Annotated in this window: 19 protein-coding genes and 3 tRNA genes; 10 read left to right on the top strand and 12 right to left on the bottom strand. The window is 59.1% G+C overall.

Going from position 1 to position 15,774, the window contains the following annotated elements:
* Window positions 1-283 precede the first annotated feature (283 nt).
* Window positions 284-937 (bottom strand): rhomboid family intramembrane serine protease, encoded by a 654-nt coding sequence (locus MHY08_RS06565; protein WP_239235982.1) that lies wholly within the window; start codon window positions 935-937, stop codon window positions 284-286.
* Between the two features lie 109 nt (window positions 938-1,046).
* A complete protein-coding gene (locus MHY08_RS06560; protein WP_005326254.1) occupies window positions 1,047-1,577 on the bottom strand; it encodes a peptidylprolyl isomerase in 531 nt (176 codons plus the stop codon).
* Between the two features lie 69 nt (window positions 1,578-1,646).
* Here MHY08_RS06560 and MHY08_RS06555 point away from each other — a divergent pair, with 69 nt between their 5' ends.
* Both MHY08_RS06555 and MHY08_RS06550 read left to right on the top strand, forming a co-directional pair.
* Entirely contained in the window at window positions 1,647-2,306 is a 660-nt protein-coding gene (locus MHY08_RS06555; protein ID WP_239194798.1) for an HAD family hydrolase, read from the top strand.
* Between the two features lie 180 nt (window positions 2,307-2,486).
* Window positions 2,487-3,125, top strand: a complete 639-nt coding sequence (locus MHY08_RS06550) for a DedA family protein (RefSeq protein ID WP_150850937.1) — start codon at window positions 2,487-2,489, stop codon at window positions 3,123-3,125.
* A 49-nt stretch (window positions 3,126-3,174) separates the two neighbouring features.
* Here the strand turns inward: MHY08_RS06550 and metE are convergent, their stop codons facing one another.
* A complete protein-coding gene (metE, locus tag MHY08_RS06545) occupies window positions 3,175-5,445 on the bottom strand; it encodes a 5-methyltetrahydropteroyltriglutamate--homocysteine S-methyltransferase (RefSeq protein ID WP_239235981.1) in 2,271 nt (756 codons plus the stop codon).
* A complete protein-coding gene (locus MHY08_RS06540) occupies window positions 5,438-6,364 on the bottom strand; it encodes a methylenetetrahydrofolate reductase (RefSeq protein ID WP_239235980.1) in 927 nt (308 codons plus the stop codon). The genes metE and MHY08_RS06540 overlap by 8 nt, the downstream gene beginning before the upstream one ends.
* Window positions 6,365-6,647: 283 nt before the next feature.
* Here MHY08_RS06540 and MHY08_RS06535 point away from each other — a divergent pair, with 283 nt between their 5' ends.
* The 3 genes from MHY08_RS06535 to MHY08_RS06525 all read left to right on the top strand — a co-directional run bounded on the left by MHY08_RS06535 (window position 6,648) and on the right by MHY08_RS06525 (window position 8,295).
* On the top strand, window positions 6,648-7,388 hold the full coding sequence (locus MHY08_RS06535; protein WP_239235979.1) for a hypothetical protein: 741 nt from the start codon (window positions 6,648-6,650) through the stop codon (window positions 7,386-7,388).
* A gap of 133 nt (window positions 7,389-7,521) precedes the next feature.
* Entirely contained in the window at window positions 7,522-7,725 is a 204-nt protein-coding gene (locus MHY08_RS06530) for a hypothetical protein (protein WP_005326240.1), read from the top strand.
* 99 nt (window positions 7,726-7,824) lie between these two features.
* Window positions 7,825-8,295 (top strand): GNAT family N-acetyltransferase, encoded by a 471-nt coding sequence (locus tag MHY08_RS06525; RefSeq protein ID WP_239235995.1) that lies wholly within the window; start codon window positions 7,825-7,827, stop codon window positions 8,293-8,295.
* On the opposite strand, the gene MHY08_RS06520 is transcribed toward MHY08_RS06525, so the two are convergent.
* Together MHY08_RS06520 and MHY08_RS06515 are read right to left on the bottom strand one after the other, a co-directional pair.
* A complete protein-coding gene (locus tag MHY08_RS06520; protein WP_239235978.1) occupies window positions 8,292-8,540 on the bottom strand; it encodes a hypothetical protein in 249 nt (82 codons plus the stop codon). The genes MHY08_RS06525 and MHY08_RS06520 overlap by 4 nt on opposite strands.
* A gap of 265 nt (window positions 8,541-8,805) precedes the next feature.
* Window positions 8,806-8,878 (bottom strand) — tRNA-Ala (locus MHY08_RS06515).
* A 157-nt stretch (window positions 8,879-9,035) separates the two neighbouring features.
* Here MHY08_RS06515 and MHY08_RS06510 point away from each other — a divergent pair.
* Together MHY08_RS06510 and MHY08_RS06505 are read left to right on the top strand one after the other, a co-directional pair.
* A complete protein-coding gene (locus MHY08_RS06510; protein ID WP_239235976.1) occupies window positions 9,036-9,899 on the top strand; it encodes a polysaccharide deacetylase family protein in 864 nt (287 codons plus the stop codon).
* Window positions 9,899-10,447 carry a DNA-3-methyladenine glycosylase gene (locus MHY08_RS06505; protein WP_239235974.1) on the top strand — a complete coding sequence of 183 codons (549 nt, stop codon included), beginning with the start codon at window positions 9,899-9,901 and terminating at the stop codon, window positions 10,445-10,447. Before MHY08_RS06510 ends, MHY08_RS06505 begins: the two co-directional genes overlap by 1 nt.
* A gap of 18 nt (window positions 10,448-10,465) precedes the next feature.
* Here the strand turns inward: MHY08_RS06505 and MHY08_RS06500 are convergent, their stop codons facing one another.
* The 6 genes from MHY08_RS06500 to gyrA all read right to left on the bottom strand — a co-directional run bounded on the left by MHY08_RS06500 (window position 10,466) and on the right by gyrA (window position 14,808).
* A complete protein-coding gene (locus tag MHY08_RS06500) occupies window positions 10,466-10,951 on the bottom strand; it encodes a MarR family winged helix-turn-helix transcriptional regulator (protein WP_239194812.1) in 486 nt (161 codons plus the stop codon).
* A 52-nt stretch (window positions 10,952-11,003) separates the two neighbouring features.
* Complete coding sequence (locus MHY08_RS06495) at window positions 11,004-11,432, bottom strand: MmcQ/YjbR family DNA-binding protein (protein WP_239194814.1); 429 nt, start codon at window positions 11,430-11,432, stop codon at window positions 11,004-11,006.
* 160 nt (window positions 11,433-11,592) lie between these two features.
* A tRNA-Ala gene (locus MHY08_RS06490) sits at window positions 11,593-11,665 on the bottom strand.
* A gap of 9 nt (window positions 11,666-11,674) precedes the next feature.
* Window positions 11,675-11,751 (bottom strand) — tRNA-Ile (locus tag MHY08_RS06485).
* Window positions 11,752-11,913: 162 nt separating this feature from the next.
* Window positions 11,914-12,252, bottom strand: a complete 339-nt coding sequence (locus MHY08_RS06480) for a DUF3566 domain-containing protein (RefSeq protein WP_049378050.1) — start codon at window positions 12,250-12,252, stop codon at window positions 11,914-11,916.
* Between the two features lie 3 nt (window positions 12,253-12,255).
* On the bottom strand, window positions 12,256-14,808 hold the full coding sequence (gene gyrA, locus MHY08_RS06475) for a DNA gyrase subunit A (protein WP_239235972.1): 2,553 nt from the start codon (window positions 14,806-14,808) through the stop codon (window positions 12,256-12,258).
* A 78-nt stretch (window positions 14,809-14,886) separates the two neighbouring features.
* On the opposite strand from gyrA, the gene MHY08_RS06470 reads away from it, so the two are divergent.
* From MHY08_RS06470 to MHY08_RS06460, 3 genes are read left to right on the top strand one after another with little or no spacing between them, the layout of a single operon-like run.
* A complete protein-coding gene (locus tag MHY08_RS06470; protein WP_239235970.1) occupies window positions 14,887-15,108 on the top strand; it encodes a CopG family transcriptional regulator in 222 nt (73 codons plus the stop codon).
* 6 nt (window positions 15,109-15,114) lie between these two features.
* A complete protein-coding gene (locus MHY08_RS06465; protein ID WP_204610638.1) occupies window positions 15,115-15,375 on the top strand; it encodes a cell filamentation protein Fic in 261 nt (86 codons plus the stop codon).
* A 38-nt stretch (window positions 15,376-15,413) separates the two neighbouring features.
* Window positions 15,414-15,770: a hypothetical protein gene (locus MHY08_RS06460; protein WP_239235968.1), complete on the top strand. Its 357-nt coding sequence runs from the start codon at window positions 15,414-15,416 to the stop codon at window positions 15,768-15,770.
* The last annotated feature ends 4 nt before the right edge of the window (window positions 15,771-15,774 follow it).

Here is a 15,774-nt window from a genome sequence, read left to right as displayed (position 1 = left end):
CCCAAATTTATCAGTCTTGCTAACACAATGGGTAGAAAGTTATCCACAGGCTGTGGAGAAAACCTGTGAAATGTGAATTTCACACAATTATTAACACCCTGTGGATAACTGTTTTCACGGGCTTCCACAGGCTGATTTTCACACTTTCGCACGGGCCAGACCAGCGTGATCAGGGAAAACTCCGGAAAAGCGTTCGGTAAATTACAAAAATGTAGTTATCCACAATGTGGATAACCATTGTGGAATTCTTTCGCACACGCTTTCCGGTGATCAAATTCCACAGTTATCCCCAAACCCCAGCTTGATGGACTAATAGCGCGAGGACTACCGCGGCCACCGCAGCAACGCCGCCCCAGCGGAGGGCGGGACTTTTTCGATAGAGGAAGAGGCTCAACACGATGCCTGTGCACAACCCGCCAAGGTGTCCCCACAGGGATACGCCATCGGCCAAGAAGGTATAGGCCACATTCGCCAGAACGAGGGCGATGGGTGCGCGGAGATCGAGCCCGCGCTGGCGGTAAGCACCCACCAGCATGGCCATGAGCGCGAAGAGCGCGCCCGAGGCGCCGACGGTGGGGGTCTCGAAATCGAATGTCAGGATCATGGCGGACGCGCCAAGACAAGAAATGAGATAGGCAGCGAGGTACAACCCGGTGCCAAGGGCCCGCTCCACTTCCTTGCCTATGAGAAGGAGCATGATCATGTTCACCGCCAAATGGCCCGCGTCCAGGTGCATAAACGCGGAGGACAGCGCCGTCTGCGGCGCAATCGGGTATTGCGGGCCCCACAGGCCCCAATCCACCGCGAGGTCGGATTCATAAAAGGTAGCGCCCAGCGTCCGGGCCTGCACGGCGGTAATGAGCCAGGCAATGATGCAGACGACGGCGATGAGCGCGGTCGCCGGGGTAGTACGGACATAGTTTCTCACCATGGTCATGAAGTTGTCAGTCCTTGGGGCGGGTCTAGTGGTGGGTGGCTCGGGGTAAAACTGCAACGAGCCCGCCGCCGCATGGATAATGCGGTGACGGGCCCGAGGGAAAAGGTGATTACGCGATATCGATGGACTCGATAACAACGTCCTCGTGCGGACGGTCCATGCGGTCGGTATCAACCTTGGCGATCTTGGACACAACCTCCTGGGAGGCAGCATCGGTAACCTCACCAAAGATGGTGTGGTGGTTGTTCAGGTGCGGGGTCGGCGCCACGGTGATGAAGAACTGGGAGCCGTTGGTGCCTGGGCCGGCATTGGCCATGGCCAGCAGGAATGGGCGGTCGAACTGCAGCTCCGGGTGGAACTCGTCCTGGAACTGGTAGCCCGGGCCACCGCGGCCGGTGCCGGTAGGGTCGCCGCCCTGGATCATGAAGTTATCGATGATGCGGTGGAAGATTGCGCCGTCATAGAACGGGCCGGACTGCTCACCCTTTGCGTTCTGGGTGGAGTAGTCCTTCTCGCCCTTGGCCAGGCCGATGAAGTTTTCAACGGTTACCGGTGCGTGGTTACCGAAGAGATCGATAACAATGTCACCGTAGTTGGTATGCATCGTTGCAGTTGCGGTCTTCTGAGTCATGCCAGCCATTGTAAAGAATTTAACGCGCGCCTGCCGCGCATGACATAACGCTGTCAGCGATCGCGCTAGCCTGAAGGCATGATTCGCGCGCTACTTTTTGATCTGGATGACACCCTGCTCGACCACACCGGCGCGGCCCGGGACGCGGTGGATCAATGGTGCCGCGAGCTAGGACTGCCCGAGGGCCAGCATGCGCGCTTTGCGGCCATCGAGCGCACCTGGTTCAACGCCTACGAGCGCGGCGAGGTCACCCACCAAGGCCAGCGGGCGGCCCGCTGCCGCGAATTCCTCGGCCGGGAGATGAGCGATGCCGAGGCGCTGACCGCTTATGACGGCTATCTTTCCGCCTACCGGGAGCAGTGGCGCGCTTTTGCCGACGCCCTGCCCACCCTCACCTGGGCCCTCGAGTCCGGCTTCCAGGTGGGCGTGCTCACCAATGGCGAGCGCGAGATGCAGCAGGCCAAGCTGGAAGCCACGGGCCTTGCGCTTGCCGACGTCCTCCTCATCCCCACCGTCGACCTCGGCTGCCCCAAACCGCAGCGCGCGGCCTACCTCGCCGCCTGCGATCAGCTGGGTGCGGCCCCCGCAGACACGCTCATGGTGGGCGATTCCCTAGCTAACGATGTGCAGGGCGCGCGCACGGCGGGGCTGCACGCGCTCCACCTCGACCGTGCGGGGAATGGGGATCTGCGCTTGCTTAGCGCGTTGAAAGAGGTTCTCCCCCGAAAAGCCAGCTGACCACGCTGGTACCGAGACTTGCGCACCCAGTTTGCGGATCTTTCTCGCTAGTGATGTTTTTAACCCAAAGGTTAGAACGAGAAAAGAAACATACCGGTTCCATTCAGACACCCAGCGGATTCGCAGCTACTTTGCAGTTTGCGGAGGATACTAAAAGAACCACAATGAAAGGATCCACTCATGGATTTCTTGTCCTCCCTCCACAACCTCATGGACGCAGGCTCGCTGCTCCAAAGCTTTGGACCTTATATCCTGCTCGGCGTCGCCGTCGTCATCTTCATCGAGTCCGGCGTGCTCTTCCCATTCCTGCCGGGTGATTCACTGCTCGTTACCGCGGCCATCCTGCGCCACGAACTCGACATCAATGCCTGGCTGCTCTTTGTCGTGGCCGCGGTGGCCGCCTTTGCCGGCGACCAGGTGGGCTTCTACTTAGGCCGCCGCTTTGGCCGCAAGCTTTTCAAGGATGACGCCCGCGTTCTGCGCACCGAACACCTCGATAGCGCGGAAGACTTCTTCCAGCGCCACGGCCCGGTAGCCCTAGTACTGGGACGCTTCGTGCCGATTGTGCGCACCTTCGTCCCCTTCGCCGCGGGTACCGCAGAAATGGGCTACTCCTCGTTCCTGCGCTGGAATATCCTTGGCGGCATAGGCTGGGTAGGTTCCATGCTGCTCGTCGGCGTACTGCTGGGCGGTATCCCGGGCATTGCCCACTCCATCGACATCATCATGCTGATCGTGGTGGCAATTTCCGTGCTGCCGATGATCATCGGCTGGATCAATAAGCGCCGCAAGGCACAGCGCGAAATCCCGGCCAAATAAGAACTTTTGTTCTTTACCCGGCCGGGATTGCGGTGCGATTAGGGAGGATTTAGAGGGACTCGCGCACCTCATCGCGAGCCAGCACCATATTGCGCAGGGAGGCCTCGGTCTCCTCGTAGCCGCGGGTCTTCAGGCCGCAGTCCGGGTTGACCCACAGGCGCTCGACCGGCACGTGCTTGAGCGCGGCGCGGATGAGCTCTGCCATCTCCGCTACGGAAGGCACGCGCGGGGAGTGAATATCGTAGATGCCCGGGCCGATCTCGGAGTGGAAGGTCTCGTCGATATCCTCCAGCAGCTCCATGCGGGAGCGCGCCGCCTCGATGGAGGTGACATCGGCATCCAGGCCGGCAACGGCATCGATGATCTGGCCGAACTCGGAGTAGCACAGGTGGGTGTGGATCTGGGTGGTCGGCTTGGCCTCGAGGGCTACCAGGCGGAAGGAACGCACGGCCCAGTCCAGGTACGCCTTGCGGTCTTCCTCACGCAGCGGCAGCAACTCGCGCAGGGCCGGCTCGTCGATCTGGATGATGTCGATGCCTGCCTCTTCCAGGTCATGCACCTCATCCGCCAGCGCGACGCCGAGCTGGTCCGCGGAGACGGACTGGTGTACGTCATCACGGACGAAGGACCAGGCCAAGATGGTCACCGGACCGGTGAGCATGCCCTTGACGTGGTGCTCCGAGAGCGACTGGGCGTACTTGGACCACTCGGTGGTCATCGCAGCCGGGCGGGAGATGTCACCAACCACGATTGGCGGACGAGTGCAACGGGAGCCATATGACTGGACCCAGCCGTTTTCGGTGGTGACGAAGCCATCGAGCAGCTCGGCAAAGTACTGGACCATGTCATTGCGCTCCGGCTCGCCGTGAACGAGGATATCGAGGCCGAGGCGCTCCTGCAGCTCAATGACGGACTTGACCTCGTCCTTGAGGGCGGCGTTGTAGTCGGCGTCGGAAAGCTCGCCCTTGCGGTGCGCCGCACGCGCCTGGCGGATCTCCTTGGTCTGGGGGAAGGAGCCGATAGTGGTGGTTGGCAGCTGCGGCAGGCCAAGTTCCTTCTGCGCCTCGTTGCGCTCAGCAAAGGCAGGCTCGCGCTTGACCTCGCCGGCCGGCAGCTCCTCGATGCGCGCCTTCACCGCCGCGTTGTGGATGCGCTCGGATTCGGCACGGGTGCGCACTGCGCGGTCGCTGATGCTATAAGCCTCCGGTGCCTCCAGCGGGCCCTGGGAGAGGGCGACGACTTCCTTGACCTTCTCATTAGCGAAGGAGAACCAGGTGGCGACGTCTGCAGGCAGCTTGGTTTCTGCCTCGACGGTGTGTGGCACGTGCTGCAGAGATACGGAAGTAGACACGGAGAGGGAATCGAGGCTTCCCTCTAGGTCGTCGTACTTGGAGCGCAGGTCGCGCAGGTTGGCGGCCCAGACATTGCGGCCGTCGATAAGGCCGGCAACCAGGTGGGACTTCAGGTTCTTCACGCGATCGAGGTAGCCCTCATCGAGTGCCAGGGTGCCCACGGAAAGGTCCACCTGGACGGCCTCGGGCTTGAGCTCCGCCAGAACGTCGAGGCCCTTGCGCGCAGAACCGTACGGGGTGGTGAGGTATACCTGCGGGCGGTTGTCCGCGCCCAAAATGGCCTCATAGGCGCGCTTGGTGTGGGCGGCCAGTTCCTCATCATTGGCAATGGTCAGGTCCGCTACCAGGGCAGGCTCGGCCAACTGTACCCACTTCACGCCGGACTTATCCAGCTCGGCCAGTACCTCCTGGTATGCCTTGACGGCGTCATCCAAGCGGTCGAGCGGAGACTTGGTCGCACCCTCTGCCTGCTTAGACAGGGCCAGCAGGGTAACCGGGCCGACGAGGTATGGGCGCACGGTGTGGCCTGCTGCGCGGGCCTCTTCTACCAGCTTGATAACGCGCTGCGGGTGCGCCTTGAAGTTCTGGTTATCGGCGATTTCCGGGACGATGTAGTGGTAATTGGTATCAAACCACTTGGTCATCTCCAGCGGCGCGGTGTCCTTATTGCCGCGCGCCAAGGTGAACTCATCATCCAGGGTCTCGCCGGCCACGGCGCCAACGGTCAGTGCGGTCTCGAGCACCTGGTCGTAGTAGGCGACGTCGGCAGGAATGGCGTAGTCCTCAGTAAGTCCCAGATCGCGCAGGCGGTTATAAGTATCCAGGCGGAGGGAATGTGCGGCGGACTCGAAGGTTTCCGCATCGATGCGGCCGGCCCAGTAGGATTCCAGCGCGCGCTTTAGCTCACGGTTAGCGCCGACGCGGGGGTAGCCCTCAATCGTCGCCTTGGGGAAGTTAGTGTTAGTCATTGTCTACTCCGATTCGAGATAACAGGTCTTGTGTAATGTCCGGATTATTGTGGGTATAGATATGGAGGCCTTCCGCGCCGCCGGCCACAATGGTGCGGGCCAATTGGGCAGTAAGCTCCATGCCGAGTTCGTATTCCTCTTCTGGGGTTGTCGCTGCCGCGAGCTGACTGCGCACCCTTTCGGGTACGGTCAGCCCGGACAGCTGCCCCATTCGTTCCAACCGGCGCAGGCTGGTCATGGGCATAATCCCGGGAATGAGGGGGATTTTTACCCCGGCCAATTTCGCCCTTTGGGCGAAGCGGAGGAAATCCTCGGCGTCAAAGAAGAGCTGGGTGATGGCGAAGTCCGCGCCGAGACGCTGCTTATTGAGCAGCACGTCGAAGTCCTCGTCTTCATTCTTGGATTCTGCGTGGCCGCTGGGGTAGCAGGCCACGCTCACCGCTAGCCGGCCGGCGGCAAAGCGTGCCGCTTGGTGGCTTTCTAGCTCGCGGATGAGTCGAATCAGCTCATCAGCATGCTGCAGGTAGTGTTCTGGCATGCCCCCTTCTGGGAGATCGCCGCGCAAGGCCAGTAGGCCACGAACACCGGCGTCTACCAAGCGATTGATCCACTCGATGAGCTCTTCGCGCGAGCCGGCCGTGCAGGCTAAGTGCGCCAGCGGGCGCATGGAGGTGTTCTGCGAGATCTTCTCAATAAAGGCCGCGGTCCCCTCTAGCCAGCCGGAGCGTTGGGAGCTAGTCACCGCGATGTAATCAGGGTGATAGCTTTCCAGGACTTCTAGTAAGCGGTCGATCTTGGCGGCATCGGCATCGTGGCGCGGCGGGATTACCTCAAAGGAAAGGGCAAGGCGCTCGGGCGCATGTGCTTCCTCTTCGCTTTCATAATCCAAGGGCGCGGAAGCCGAAAGTCGCGGGCTCATGGTCACCTCCTTTGCTGGTCGTCGTTGGTGCGTTGAGAAAAAACGTACCAAGCTGTTCAGTTTGCGCGGAAGCGATTGTGCAATGGTGATACCTTTGCAAGCCTGCAAACTGCGAGGTTGGCGAAAAATCGGGTGAATAATAATCGTGAATTCTGAACCAAGCGGTCTATTTCTAGCGCGTGCCCGCTGCACGCCACGACGCCAACGGTGGTACACCAACCACCACGTCACTATGCTGGGTGAAAGCGAATTGATAAATCTGAGTTAAGGAGTGTTCCACCCCATGAACCCCACCACACTGAACGTGGCCTTTAAGACCGCATCGAACCTGTGGAGCCAGTTCAATAACTACCGCGAGGAAAAGTCGCGCGAAGCCTATACCGCCCTAGAAGAAGCTGCGCAGAAGATGGACGAGCGCGATAACAGCAACTTCGCTGAACCCCGCCGCCAGGCAGGCGCCGTCACCCGCGCCGCACACTCCCGCCTCGAGCGCGCCCTAGGGGAATTCAACGATTACCGCGAGGACGCTACCGAGCGCCTGAACGATGCCAAGGAAGAGGCAACCAAGAAGGCAAAGAAAGCCCGCAAGCAGGCAAAAAAGGATTCCCAGAAGGCCCAGAAGAACCTCAAGAAGAAATCCGCCAAGGTAGCCAAAAAGCAGAAGAAGAACAAGAATTCCTCTAAGGGCTGGATCTTCGCCGGCATCATCGCCCTATTGTCCGCTGCGGCCGGTGCCGCCTATTACTGGCTGCGCTCCAACGACAAGCCTTCCCAGACCCCGCCGCGCGTGGATGACTTCCAGCCCGGATCCCACACCGCTCCGGAGTCCACCTTGGTCTACACTTCCGCCAGCGAGAATGACACCCAGTCTGACCTCGTTGAAGAAGGTGCCGTACGCGATGAGGAGCTCCTCGATTCCATCGATGAGCAGCTGGCCAAGCACCGCGAGGAAGAAGCAGCTCAGCCGGCCGATACCACCCGCGTTACCGATGACCACCAAAACGAGGGCAAGCACCGCCTGTAAACCGAGGAATAAATACGCTTACCACCCCGCCGTGGGGGTATGCGTAGCGTTGTCTAGATCTCATTGCTTTGCCTAAACAAAAATCTCTTGATTGAATTCCCACATTAGGGATCTTTCTACAAGGAGATGAACAATGAGCTTTGAGTCCCTCACCGTCAAGCTCAAAGACGGCTCAACGTACTACTTCCCGGCGGGTGCGGTGTCCAAAGACCCTTCCTCTCGCGTGGATAACCTGCGCTTCGCCATCGATAACGGAACCACTTTCCACTCCGTGGATGAGGCCGGCATCGAGCGCGAATTCAACGGTCACGACGTCCGCAATTACCACCTAGCCTAAGCGTTAGCACAATCCCTTCCTCGCAGGTCACCGGCTTGTACGGAAGGGATTTTTCGCGTGCCCACCCCACGCTACGGCCCGCCGTCTATCGTGGATCTTATGGAACTTCGCGCAACGCAGGAATCTGACCGCACCTACCTCGCCCGCCTCAACTTTCTTACTGATACTTTCGGTGACGAGCACGGCGAGCTTTCCCCCGATTTTGCCGATGATTTTGCCTTCTACGTGGAAAATTGGGAGCCCAATCAGGGCGGCTTCATCGCATGGGAGGAGCTCGTCCCAGCCGGCGGCGTGTGGCTCAATTGGGGCACGGAGGACAATCACGGCTTTGGCTTTGTTAAGCCCGCCATTCCGGAGCTCGCCATCGCGGTCGAGGCCCGCTATAAGGGCCAAGGCATTGCCACCGCGCTTATCGACGCCGCCACTTCCCTCGCCCAGACCCTGCGCGCCCCCGGCATCTCTCTAGCCGTCCACCCCGATAATCCCCGCGCCAAGGGTCTCTATGAGCACCTCGGCTTCGAGCACGTGGGCAGCCACGAGGATCACTTTGTGATGGTCAAGCGCTTCTAAAGCAAACGCAGGCGGGCGTGGGTGACGTAAATCGGCTCGTTATCCACGGCCGACTTAAATTCCTCGGTCAGGCCAGCCATAACTGCCTCACGCGCCTCTTCGCGGGTGCCGTGAAAGCTCACAACCTCGCCATCCACCGCGGCCTCGCCGCGCTTGCGCACTACAACGAATTCCGCGCCCTCCGGCGCCGCAACTTCCTTGTCTGCGGAGGTAAAGGGATCGCTGTAGCGAACGTTAGCGGTCATGGTTGGTCTCCTGATGTTTTCGCGGGACAGTACTGATTCCCCATTCACTGTACTGAAAGTTTCTTCCCCGCGACCTTGCGCACTTCCGCCCGCTTCTTTCGCCGATCACGATTTTCGTCCATATAAACCGGCACAACCGTCGACGAAAAATGCGGTTTGTATGGACGAAAGTTGTGATCGCAGCAATTCGACCCCAGAAGCCCCTGGATCCGCCGCAAAGAGAAAAAGTCCGGCCCCTCCGAAGAGGAAGCCGGACTTCATGCTGTGGAGCATAGGAGAATCGAACTCCTGACCTTCTGCTTGCAAAGCAGATGCTCTACCAATTGAGCTAATGCCCCAGTGCCTAAATACTCTACTACCGCAGGCGAAGTAACTCCAAACCTGAACCACTCAAATCACTTTGGCCACTTTAGGCATGTCCTATCACTTCAGTTACACGCAGGCGCTAGGGTCATGGGCACATCGTGTCCACTTTCCCTCATCCTTAGGAAAACCATGCGTCGCATTCTCACCTCCGCCCTCACCGTGCTCGTCGCGGCTGCCGTTCCAGCGGCCGCTAACGCACAGTTGCCGCAGATTCCACAGCTGCCTGCGTCCTCCAGCTCGAATATCCAAGACGAAATCAACCACCGCATCGATGACGCCCGCGCGCAGGTCGAGGACATCTCCTCCAAGGCTCTCCCGCACAAGGCTCCTAAGCAGAAGGCGCCCACCCCGGCCCAGGAGAAGAAAACAAAGCCACGCAATAGTGGTGGCGTCGACTGTGCCAACTGCGTAGCTATCACCTACGATGACGGCCCAGGCGCCGAAACCAACCGCCTGCTGGACAAACTTAAGGCCAAGAACGCCCACGCAAGCTTCATGGTGATCGCCCCCAGTGCTGAGCAGCACCCCGAGCTGCTCAAGCGCATGAAGGCCGAGGGACATACCATCGGCAACCACACTAAGAGCCACCGCCAGCTCAATACCCTGTCCTATGAGCAGGTATCCCAAGAAATCGATGCCGGAAATGCCGCCATTAGCAAGGCCACCGGCCAGGGTACGCGCTGGGTACGCCCGCCCTACGGCGCCACCAATGCCACCGTGGATCAGGCAACCCGCGATAAGGGCGTCTCCCAAGCGCTCTGGGATGTCGACACCGTGGATTGGAAGGATCGCAACTCTGACCACGTCTGCTCCTCAGCCGTGCAGGGCGCCCACGCTGGTTCCATCGTCTTGATGCACGATATCCACCCCACCACCGTGGATGCCGCCGATTGCGTTATCGATGGCCTACGCGCCAAGGGCCTCGAACCTGTGAGCTTGGATCGCCTTCTGCGCACCCCTGTGCCAGGTAAGCGCTACTATGCTCGTGGTTAATGATTGATTTTTCCCTGACTGCCGACGCCGTCGCTCCCCAACTCCTCGGCTGCACCCTCACCCATGCCGGGGTTAGCATCCGACTTACTGAGGTAGAGGCCTATCTCGGTGCCGAGGATTCCGCGGCACACACCTTCAATGGCAAGACCCCGCGTAATGCGGCCATGTTCGGTCCGCCGGGCAGGTTCTACGTCTATATTTCTTACGGCATCCACCGCAACGTCAATATCGTCTGCGCCCCTGAAGGCACTGGTCAGGGCTGCCTGCTGCGGGGCGGTGAAATCATCGAGGGCGCCGACACCGCCTTTGCCCGCCGTGGCACCTCTGATTTTCATAATCTCGCCCGCGGACCGGGAAACCTCGGCAAGGCCCTCGGCTTCACGCTCGAAGACAATCACCAACCGATTCAGATTGTAGAGCGAACCACCGAACCAGAATGGGTGTGCGGACCGCGTATCGGTATCTCCAAAAACAAGGAAGCGGCCCTACGGTTTTGGATACCTTTCGATAAAACCGTCTCGGGCCGCCGCGGCTATCCCAAGCCATAGCCTCGCAAGGCGCACTACCTAATAGCGCCCACCGTAGCGCTCATCATTCTCGATGGCCTTAATAATCCGCTGATTAATCTGCAGCATCTGGCGAATCTGCGTGCGGGTTAGCTTATCCATTACGGACTTCCGCGCCTGCTTAGCGTGCCCAGGTGCCGTCTCTACCACCTTGTCCCAGCCGCTATCCGTCAACTGCGCCATGGTGGTACGGCCATCGGTCGGACACGGCTGGCGCACAACCCACCCCTGCTTTTCTAGGCGCGTAACGACCTGGCTTAAGCGCGATAAAGAACCATTGGCAGTAATCGCTAGGTCACGCATACGCATTTCACGATTTTCCGCCTCAGATAGCCGGGAGAGCACCGTGTACTCAAAAAAGCTCAGACCTGCATCATCGCGCAGCTGAGCATCCAAAATATTAGTCAAGCGAATATTTACACTCATTAGGGACATAAATGATGCCAGTTCTTCATCATCAAGCCAGAAGTCATCGCGCTCGGTCATGAGATTTATTTTAACAACAAGGCTTTAGATATAAAGTGACTCTCCACGGCCCTTAACCCAAAGATGTCGGGTCAATAGGACACTGCGTTTTCGGCAGCTTTTCCACCACCATACGATAGGAATCCGTGACTAACTCCTCTATCAGGCGTTGGTGCAGGTCTGCGTGTGGGTAGACGGAAACCCAATGCCGCTTATTCATGTGGTAGCCCGGCGCAATGAACGAATACTGCTGCTGTAGCGCTTGGCAGTCCTCCGGCTCGGCCTTAACAATCATTTGCTCTTGGCCCGTCACCGCGGTCAACAACAAGAAAACCTTGCCGCGTACTTTGAATACTTCCCAGTCGGGCCCGAAAGGATGCTGTACCTGCGAGCCGAGCATCTCTTCGGCGCGCTGCCGTGCAACTGTGTAGATGCCACTGCCATCCATCATCGGCTCCCTCTTCGAGACTGGCTTAGTACTGTCTTCAACGATATCGTCCATCCAAACCTCGGTTTTCGTCGACGGTTTTGCCGGTTTATATGGACGAAAATGGTGATCCGAGTGGAGCGCTCGCCATTGTGGCACTTCTCAGAGCTCCTGGGAACGACCGCGGAAATGAAAAAGTCCGGCCCCTCCGAAGAGGAAGCCGGACTTCATGCTGTGGAGCATAGGAGAATCGAACTCCTGACCTTCTGCTTGCAAAGCAGATGCTCTACCAATTGAGCTAATGCCCCATTGTTCCGTGGTGGGCCTAGCTGGAATCGAACCAGCGACCTCATCGTTATCAGCGATGCGCTCTAACCGACTGAGCTATAGGCCCTTGTGCGGAACGAGAATTAACTCTACATACTATCCCCGGATTTATACAAATCGCCTGTTCAAGAAGCATTTCAGACCACTAAACAAAAGGGGACGATTCGCACGGAAGAAAGAAAAATACCGGCACCCGAAGGTGCCGGCATCTTCAAACGCAAGAGAGGCGCTAGCGATTGTCTAGGTCGACCCGCAGGCCGCCAAAGACATCCACGATGGCGTTGTAAATAACCGCCATCAGTGGTGCCAGCAACGTAAGGAGAACGGCGAAAATAACGCCGATGAGCGCGGAGGCGGAGATAATGACACCGAAGGTTACCTCAAATCCGCCGCCCACGCCGCCGACGAGGCTATTGAGCGATTCCCAAATGCCCACCTGGTTCAAGCCGATGTAGAGCAGGCATACGGCCAGCATCCAGGCGATGAGTCCGACGAGTGACAAAGCCAGACCAACACGGAAGGCCGAGGTAGGCGAGATTCGCGTAATAGTTACGTCTCGTCGTGCCATTAATTACTCCTCATCCTTGGAAGCATCGCCAGCCTTGTGCTCCTGCTGGACCTCATCCACGGTCTTTTCGCCCTTGGCCACAGCCTGAGCGTCTTCCTCACCATCTTCTTCCACGTTCCGGTCGATGGCAAGCAGTTCGACTTCGTCACCCAAGTTCACCAAGCGCACGCCCATGGTTGCACGGGAGGATGGACGAATCTGCTCCACCTCGGTGCGGATGACCCCACCGGCAGAGGTGATAGCGAAGATCTCATCATCTTCGTCCACAGAAATAGCGCCAATGAGCTTGCCGCGCTTCGGGGTGTACTTAAAGGTCATAACGCCCAAGCCGCCGCGCCCCTGCGGGGTATATTCCTCGATGGCAGTGCGCTTGCCGTAGCCGCCAGAGGTGGCTACCAAGAGGAACTCGCCATCGTGGACCACGGACATGGACAGCAGCTGATCATCACCGCGGAAGCGCATGCCCTTCACACCGGCGGTGGCGCGGCCCATGGGGCGCAGCTGGTCGTCGTCGGCAGTAAAGCGGATAGCCTGGCCCTGCTCGGAGGTAAGCAAGATGTCATCGCCTTCGGAGACGAGCTGTGCACCAATGAGCGCATCGCCCTCATTGAGGTTGATGGCGATAAGGCCAGCGGAACGCGCGGACTCGTAATCGGTCAGGCGGGACTTCTTCACACGGCCCTGCTGGGTGGCGAGAACCAGGTAAGGAGCATCCTCATAAGATTGGATCTGGATGACCTGAGCAATCTTTTCTTCTGGTTGGAATTCCAGCAGGTTAGCCACATGCTGGCCGCGAGCAGCGCGACCGCCCTCTGGCAACTCGTAAGCCTTGAGGCGGTAAACACGGCCGAAGTTGGTAAAGAACAAAATCCAGTCGTGCGTGGAACAGACGAAGAAGTTCTTCACAATATCGTCCTGCTTCAGCTCGGCGCCACGCACGCCCTTGCCACCGCGCTTTTGCGCCTTATAGGAATCCACCTTGGTGCGCTTGGCGTAACCAGTAGAGGTGATGGTAACCACGACGTTCTCGCGGACAATGAGGTCCTCATCGGTGACATCGCCGGTCGCCGGGATGATTTCAGTGCGGCGTTCATCGCCATATTTATCGACGATCTCTGCCAGCTCATCGTGGACAATCTGGCGCTGGCGCTCCTCGCGGGCGAGGATGTCCTTCAGATCCGCGATTTCGCGCTCGATTTCCGCCAGCTCATCGATGATCTTTTGGCGCTCCAAGGCGGCCAGCTTACGCAGCTGCATGGCCAGGATGGCATCGGCCTGGATATCGTCGACGTCGAGAAGCTCCTTCAAGCCTTCGCGCGCCTCGTCCACGGTGGGCGAACGGCGGATGAGGGCAATAACCTCATCCAGCATATCCAGGGCTTTTACCATACCGCGCAAGATGTGGGCGCGCTTCTCGGCCTCATTCAGGCGGTACTGGGTACGACGAACGATGACCTCAATCTGATGCTCCACGTAGTAGCGCAGCATCTGATCCAAGCGGAGGGTGCGCGGCACGCCATCGACGATGGAGAGCATATTCGCGCCGAAGGACGTCTGCAGCTGGGAGTGCTTGTAGAGGTTATTGAGCACCACGCGGGCCACGGCATCGCGCTTCAGGGTGACTACGATGCGCATGCCAACGCGGTCGGAGGACTCATCCTCAATCTTGGAGATGCCCGCAATCTTTCCGTTGGCCACGGACTCCGCGATATTGGAAATGAGGTTATCCGGGTTGACCTGGAATGGCAGCTCGGTAATTACGATGGTCTGGCGAGATCCAGACTCCTCGATGGAGGTCACACCGCGCATCCGGATGGAACCACGACCGGTGGTGTAGGCATCCTTGATACCCTGATCGCCCACGATTAGACCGGCGGTGGGGAAATCCGGGCCCTTGACGCGTTCCATGCAGGCTTCCAGCGCAGTCTCTTCGTCTGCATCCGGGTTATCCAGCATCCAGTAGATGGCCTCGGCCAGCTCGTTGAGGTTATGTGGCGGAATATTGGTGGCCATGCCCACGGCAATACCGCCAGAACCGTTCATGAGCAGGTTCGGAACACGGGACGGCAAGACGTCTGGCTCGCTGGTTTTGCCATCGTAGTTGGGCGAGAAATCTACGGTGTTTTCGCGGATATCGCGCACCATCTCCATGGCCAACGGGGTGAGCTTGCACTCCGTATAACGCATTGCTGCCGGGCCATCATTGCCGCGGGAACCGAAGTTACCTTGGCCGTCCACCAGTGGGTAGCGCATGTTCCAGGACTGGGCCAAACGCACCAAGGTGTCATAAATCGCGGAGTCACCGTGCGGGTGGAATTGACCCATGGTGTCCGAGACTGGGCGGGCGGACTTCACATAGCCGCGCTCCGGGCGGTAACCGGAATCGAACATCGCGTAGAGGATGCGACGGTGCACCGGCTTCAGGCCATCGCGCACCTCCGGCAGAGCGCGGCCAACGATGACGGACATGGCATAGTCGATATAACTCGACTCCATCTCCTCATTAATGTCAATGGGAAATATGCGATCAAAAAGATCGTCGTTATTGTCACTCATAACGCCAAATTCTACCCTCTAGCGCCTTTCAGGGCTCGAATTGCCGCACGGGTGGTATCACCGTGGTATCACTGAAGTATGGCAATGACATTGCGGCTCACAGACGAGCAGGATCACGCCCTTACCTTGTTGGCTTCCGCGCAGGGCACCTCCAAGCACGAGGCGGTGGTGCGCGCCGTTGTTTCAGCGGCAGCCCGCACGCTTGCCGACGCCCACGTGCAATCCACCGCCCGCGCCCTCCTCCCCGGCCGCGCTGAACTAGAGACGGAAATCCGCCGGGCTCGGCCCGCGCAGCCTTAGGTAGTCATGAGCACTGAGCAGCTCTGCCTCTTAGCGCAGGAGTTTTGCGCACGCTTTAACGTTCGCATCACCAACTTCGCCGCTCTTGCGGCCGCCGCAGCCGCCAGCACCGCCAAGTTAGAAGGAATAGCCATCCACGACAGCCACCGCGATGCCGCCGGTTCCATGGCGGAAGTCTTAGCTCGCGTGCCGGCGCTAAGCGGGCATAACGCAGAGTTCGCAAAGTTCAGCGTGCGCGTCTACCTTAGTGTTAAAGAAGTTGCCTAAGTTATTGGGGATAGTGACCCTAGGAAGGAACCACCACCATGTCCCGCTTCAAGAAGATCGCCGCCTCGAGCCTCACGGCCGTGGCCCTAGCCGCCACCGCCGTCACTGCTCCTACCGCCACCGCAGCTGATGCTGATTCCTGGAAAGACAACATAAATCCAGACTTTGAACAAGGCCAGCCTGGTGGCTCCTCTACTGGCTCTTCCCAGCTGGACCTCACTTTGATCATCACCGCAGCGGCTGCTGGCGTCACCGCGCTGGCTGGTGCCGTGGCTCTTTACTCCCCTAACGTGGATCTGGAAAAAGCCGCGCGCGATGCCGGCTTGAGCCGGATCGCCGATCAGATCGCCGCGATTCAGGCCAACCTTCCCGGCTTGCCGGGACAGCCCGCCTAACTCG

This window comes from Corynebacterium sp. ACRPJ, from assembly GCF_022347345.1.
Lineage (GTDB): Bacteria > Actinomycetota > Actinomycetes > Mycobacteriales > Mycobacteriaceae > Corynebacterium > Corynebacterium tuberculostearicum_D.
Note: the sequence above shows the minus strand (reverse complement) of the source record. Positions and strands in the feature narration are given on the sequence as shown.